Source organism: Stackebrandtia sp., from assembly GCF_035643755.1.
Lineage (GTDB): Bacteria > Actinomycetota > Actinomycetes > Mycobacteriales > Micromonosporaceae > Stackebrandtia.
This window is the reverse complement of record NZ_DASQPW010000120.1, coordinates 1-5,026: the sequence shown is the minus strand read 5'-3', so window position 1 is coordinate 5,026 and position 5,026 is coordinate 1. Positions and strand designations below refer to the sequence as shown.

General features: G+C 67.4%; 6 protein-coding genes, 1 tRNA gene and 1 pseudogene. 3 read left to right on the top strand and 5 right to left on the bottom strand.

Annotation, left to right across the window (positions count from 1 at the left end):
• The 3 genes and pseudogenes from VE172_RS09285 to hppD form a co-directional block, all read right to left on the bottom strand.
• Nucleotides 1–208 (bottom strand): annotated as a pseudogene (locus VE172_RS09285) (aminotransferase); the annotation flags it as partial.
• On the bottom strand, nt 186–998 hold the full coding sequence (locus tag VE172_RS09280; RefSeq protein WP_324800272.1) for an RDD family protein: 813 nt from the start codon (nt 996–998) through the stop codon (nt 186–188). The gene VE172_RS09280 and the pseudogene VE172_RS09285, both read right to left, overlap by 23 nt.
• A 40-nt stretch (nt 999–1,038) precedes the next feature.
• Nucleotides 1,039–2,220 (bottom strand): 4-hydroxyphenylpyruvate dioxygenase, encoded by a 1,182-nt coding sequence (gene hppD / locus VE172_RS09275; RefSeq protein ID WP_324800269.1) that lies wholly within the window; start codon nt 2,218–2,220, stop codon nt 1,039–1,041.
• A 139-nt stretch (nt 2,221–2,359) separates the two neighbouring features.
• Here hppD and VE172_RS09270 point away from each other — a divergent pair, with 139 nt between their 5' ends.
• From VE172_RS09270 to VE172_RS09260, 3 genes are read left to right on the top strand one after another with little or no spacing between them, the layout of a single operon-like run.
• Nucleotides 2,360–2,839, top strand: a complete 480-nt coding sequence (locus tag VE172_RS09270) for an Lrp/AsnC family transcriptional regulator (protein WP_324800266.1) — start codon at nt 2,360–2,362, stop codon at nt 2,837–2,839.
• Between the two features lie 21 nt (nt 2,840–2,860).
• Entirely contained in the window at nt 2,861–3,367 is a 507-nt protein-coding gene (locus VE172_RS09265) for a DinB family protein (RefSeq protein WP_324800263.1), read from the top strand.
• Nucleotides 3,364–4,317, top strand: a complete 954-nt coding sequence (locus VE172_RS09260) for a class I SAM-dependent methyltransferase (protein ID WP_324800261.1) — start codon at nt 3,364–3,366, stop codon at nt 4,315–4,317. Before VE172_RS09265 ends, VE172_RS09260 begins: the two co-directional genes overlap by 4 nt.
• 153 nt (nt 4,318–4,470) lie before the next feature.
• Here VE172_RS09260 and VE172_RS09255 read toward each other — a convergent pair.
• Both VE172_RS09255 and VE172_RS09250 read right to left on the bottom strand, forming a co-directional pair.
• A tRNA-Ile gene (locus VE172_RS09255) sits at nt 4,471–4,544 on the bottom strand.
• A 92-nt stretch (nt 4,545–4,636) separates the two neighbouring features.
• Nucleotides 4,637–5,026, bottom strand: a 390-nt coding sequence (locus VE172_RS09250) for a DUF3566 domain-containing protein (RefSeq protein ID WP_324800258.1), incomplete at its 5' end; no start/stop codon positions are given.

Genomic DNA, 5,026 nt, shown 5'->3' with positions numbered 1-5,026 from the left:
CCAGCACGCCCATGTCCGGGTAGCGGTGCCCCTGGGCGGCGGCGGAGGCGATCGCCTCGGCCACCCCGGGCAGCAGCCCGTACGGCACCTCGTTGCTGGCCAGCTTGATCGCCTCGGTCAGCCCGAGCTCCCGCGCCAGGTCGGCCGGGTTGCGTCCGGGCACGTACGACGGCAGCGAATCGAGGTCAGCCCTCGTCAGGCGGGACATCTTTGTCTCCTTCTTTGTTCTGAGTGGACGTCGTGGCGACGATCACGATGGTGCCGGGGTTCTTGTCGTGCAGGCACTGCCGGAACGGGCGATCCCGCAGGCACCACAGCCCGTCCGCGATCGCCACGATGAACCCGAACGGGAAACACGCCAGCGACAGCATCATCAGCGACCACCGCGAGATGGCCAGCCCCCAGGTCATCCGGGGCGCCAACACGGGTTCCGCCTTGATCTGCATGACCCGCTTGCCGAGAGTCTGGCCCGACCTGACGGTCGCGGGAACCTCGTAGGCGAACCACACCAGGATCGTCAGGATCAGCATGGTGAACTGCAACTCGGTGAGCCGCTCGCTGACGTGAATCTCGCTGGTCGGCTGGTACGGGTCGCTCATGATCTTGCGCACCAACGGCTGGATCTCCAGGATGTACTGGTAGATGAACCAGCCGTTGACGATCCCGGCGATCACCGTGACGATCACGATGTCGATGAGCCGCGCCACGAAACGCAGCCCCGGGTTCGCCGGGACCCGCCCGCGCAACAGCTTGGCGAGCGCCCGCTTGTCCATCCCGAACACCATCGCCGGGTACGGGCCCGCCGGGGCGTCGCCGGACGGTCGCCGCGGCACCGGCCCGACCGGCTCCGTCGGTGCGGGCGGCGGCAGCGGCTCGGGCTGGTCCGGGGGCGTCTCGTCGACGCCCACGGCCTTGCCGACCCACTGCTCGCCGTCCCAGTAGCGCTGCATCTCGGGTGCGGCCGGGTCGCGGTACCATCCGGCTTCGATATCACTCATTGATCGAATTGTTCCAAACCCGCCGGGCCGATCCGCGTCGCTACAGGTTGCCGCGCTTTTCCTGCTCCTTCTCCAGAGCCTCGAACAGCGCCTTGAAGTTGCCCTTGCCGAAGCTCAGCGAGCCGTGGCGCTCGATCAGCTCATAGAAAACCGACGGCCGGTCCTGCATCGGCTTGGTGAAGATCTGCAGCATGTAGCCGTCCTCGTCGCGGTCGACGAGGATCGAACGCTTCCGCAGCTCCTCGATCGGCACCCGCACGGTGCCGATCCGCTCCCGCAGCTCGGGGTCCTGGTAGTACGAGTCGGGCGCCTCCAGGAATTCCACCCCGTTGGCCCGCATGGCGTCCACGCTGGCCAGGATGTCGTTGGTCGCCAAGGCCATGTGCTGCACGCCGGGCCCGCCGTAGAACTCCAGGTACTCGTCGATCTGCGACTTCTTCTTGCCCTCGGCGGGCTCGTTGATCGGGAACTTCACCTTGCGGGTGCCGTTGGCCACCACCTTGCTCATCAGCGCCGAGTACTCGGTGGCGATGGCGTCCTCGACGAACTCCACGATGTTGGTGAAGCCCATCACCCGCTGGTAGAACTCCACCCAGTCCAGCATCTTGCCCAGCTCCACATTGCCCACAATGTGGTCGATGGCCTGGAAGTACCGCTTCGGCTCGCGCCCCGACTCGATGGCCGCGCTGCGATCCACGATCGGCTTCGCCGCCACATACCCCGGCAGGAACGGCCCGTCGTACTTCGAGCGATCGATCAGCACGTTGCGGGTCTCCCCGTACGTCGCGATCGACGCCACCCGCACGGTGCCGTGCTCGTCGGTGATGTCGTGCGGCTCGGCGATCCCGGTGGCGCCCTGCTTGATCGCGAACGCGTAGTTGTCGTCGACGTCGGGCACCTCGAGCGCCACCTCGATGACCCCGTCGCCGTGCCGCGCGTAATGCCTCGTGGCCTCGGCCTCGGCGGTCACGCCGCCGACGAACACGAACGTCACCCCGCCGGAGCGCAACACGTACTCGGCGTGGTCCCGAAAACCCTGCTCAGGCCCGCGGTACGCCACCCGGGTCATGCCGAAGGCGGTCGAATAGTAGTGCGCGGCCTGCTTGGCGTTGCCCACATAGAACCTGACGTGGTCCCAGCCCTTGATCGGGAAGTCGTCCTTAGAGATGTCGTGCTCGACCGCGCCGACCAGCTGACCCTCATTCATCACGGTGTCGACCATGACAACCGCCTCCATTCCGAGCGTGCGTTCACCAGACTGCGATGATCATCATCGACAACCCTCGATTGAGCAAGAGTGCCCCAAAATCTTGGCCATCTTGCACACATCGCCCCCCAACCCCGCCCATAAGCTAGTCAACATGTCCACCATTCCACGCATCGACACCCTCGACGCCCGCCTCATCTCCCTGCTGTCGACCGAACCCCGCATCGGCGTCCAGGAATGCGCCCGCCGCCTGTCGGTCGCCCGCGGCACCATCCAGGCCCGCCTCGACAAGCTCACGGCCCGCGGCGTGATCCGCGGCTTCGGCCCCGAGGTCAACCCCACGGCCCTCGGCTTCACGGTCACGGCCTTCGTCACCCTCGAGATCCGCCAGGTCGCGGGCCACGACCCCGTCACCCGCCATCTCGCCTCCATCCCCGAGGTCCTCGAGGCCCACACGGTCACGGGCACCGGCGACCTGATGTGCCGCATCGTCTCCCACACCAACGCCGACCTCCAACGCGTCATCGACCGCATCGTCTCCAGCCCCGGCGTCGTCCGCGCCTCCACCGTCATCGCCCTCGCCGAACAGATCCCGTACCGCACCCTCCCCCTGGTCAAGGCGGCGGTCGGCTGAGGCGTGGCAGGATTGGCCCGCATGGATGACGAGTTCGCCAAGTCCTATCTGCACGATTACCTGCGCGGCGTCCGCAAGACGATGCTGTGGAAGCTGGACGGCCTGGCCGATGCCGACGTACGGCGCCCGTTGACCGTGACGGGGACCAATCTGCTCGGGCTGGTGAAGCACCTGTCGATAACGGAGTCGCGTTACCTTGGCGAGGTTTTCGGTCGCCCGTTTCCCGAACCGACGCCCCGCTGGGATGACGAGGCGCACGGTGACAACTTCACGGCCTCCGACGACGAGACGCGCGCTGACATCGTCGGCCGCTACCGTCGCGTGTGGAGACACTCCGACGCCACCATCGAGGCGCTGACTCTCGACGCACCCGGCCACGTCCCGTGGTGGCCACGCCCCGACGTGAAACTGTTCAATGTCATGGTCCACGTGCTCACCGAGACCAACCGACACGCGGGGCACGCCGACATCCTGCGCGAGAGCCTCGACGGCGCCGTTGGTTTCGCGCCCGAGGAGGCGTTCGAGTGACGCGGCGGCTGTGGGACGGATTCGTCGACGGCGAGGACGTCGAAAACCTGGCGGCCGATTGCCACACGGCGCGCGACTGGTTCTACCTGGCGGTGCTGGCGTTCGCGCGCGGCCGAGACGAGGCGGCCGCGACCTACGCCGCCACGGCCGCGGCCCAACACCCCGACTCCCGTCTCTACCGAGCGGCGTCCACGTACCTGGCGAGGGTCGGCAAGTCGGGGCGGCAACGCGTTTACACCCAGCCCGAGGGGTTCGCGGCGTTCATTCGCGGCGGCGGCAACGTGACGATGTACGCGGCGCTGAGCGCCGCCCTGCGCGACCGCTACGACCAGTACCGCCCCGTCCGCCTGCTCGACGTCGGTGTCGGGGATGGTCTGGCCCTGCTGCCCGCCCTGGACGGTTCCGCCGTCACCGACGTCGATCTGCTCGAGCCGTCGACGGCGCTGCTGGACTCCACCGGCCAGGCCCTGTCCCAACGCGGCATCGCGCATCGCTCGGCCAACGCCACGGTCCAGCAACTCGCCCGCGGCGTCGACGCCTGGCCACCCGACACCCGCTGGGAGCTTGCCCAGTCAACCTTTGCCCTCCACAACGTGGAACGCGCCGAGCGCCTCGAGGTGTTGACCTGGCTGCGGCGACATGCCGCGCGCCTGCTGATCGCCGAGTTCGACCTGACCCCCGGGCGCTCCTGCGAACCCGAGTGGTTCGACTACGTCGCCACCCGCTACGAACGGGGCCTGGCGGAATACGACGCCGACGGCGACACCGTGGCCCAGGGTTTCTTGATGCCCATCATGTTCGGCTACTTCGACCCCGACACCGTCCACCACGAACAGTCCATAGCGGACTGGCTGTCCGACCTCGCCGCCGCCGGCTTCACCGACCAGCGCCCGCCCCAGCCGCTGTCCGACTACTGGTGGGCGCCCAGCTTCCTGCTCGACGTCGGCTAGCCACACCGGCCCTCGCGGGGATTCTCAAGGGGGCCGCGGCCCCCTTGAGCGGGGAGCACGGGGCAGCGCCCCGTGGCGGCGAGCGAAGCGAGCCAGAAATAACGAAAGCGAAGCGGTTCTGCCTTGCAGAACACACTCCGCTCATCGCTTTCGTGCGCCTAGGTGGGCTCGAACCACCGACCTCCGAGTTATCAGCTCGGCACTCTAACCGACTGAGCTATAGGCGCATGCCTTGCGTCGATTGCGGTCTGGCTTACCGCAACGACAGGCAAGATTACCTGACACCGACGCCATTCTCGGCGCCGGGTCCCTTCTGGCGCTATTCCTTTTCCGCCAGGGTGACTTCGATGCCCCCGACCAGGTCGGCGCACACGTTGTAGATGAACGCCCCCAGGGTCGACAACGCCGTGAACAGCACCATGTTGATCAGGCCGAGCAGGGCCGATACCAGGATCACGCCCTTGGCCGTGAACTGGAAGGAGGCGCCGTTGCCGCCGCTGCCGCCGCCGACGAGGGAGACCAGGAGTTCGTTGACGCTGTCGAAGACACCCATGGCGTCCAGCGCGATGTAGAGCACCGTCGTGGCGACGATGATCACGATGAACAGGACGATCGACACCGCGAAGGAGAACTTCATGACCGACCAGGGGTCGATGCGTTTCAGGTGGAGCCGGGCGCGGCGGGGGCCGCGGCCGGCGGCGGCCGAGAC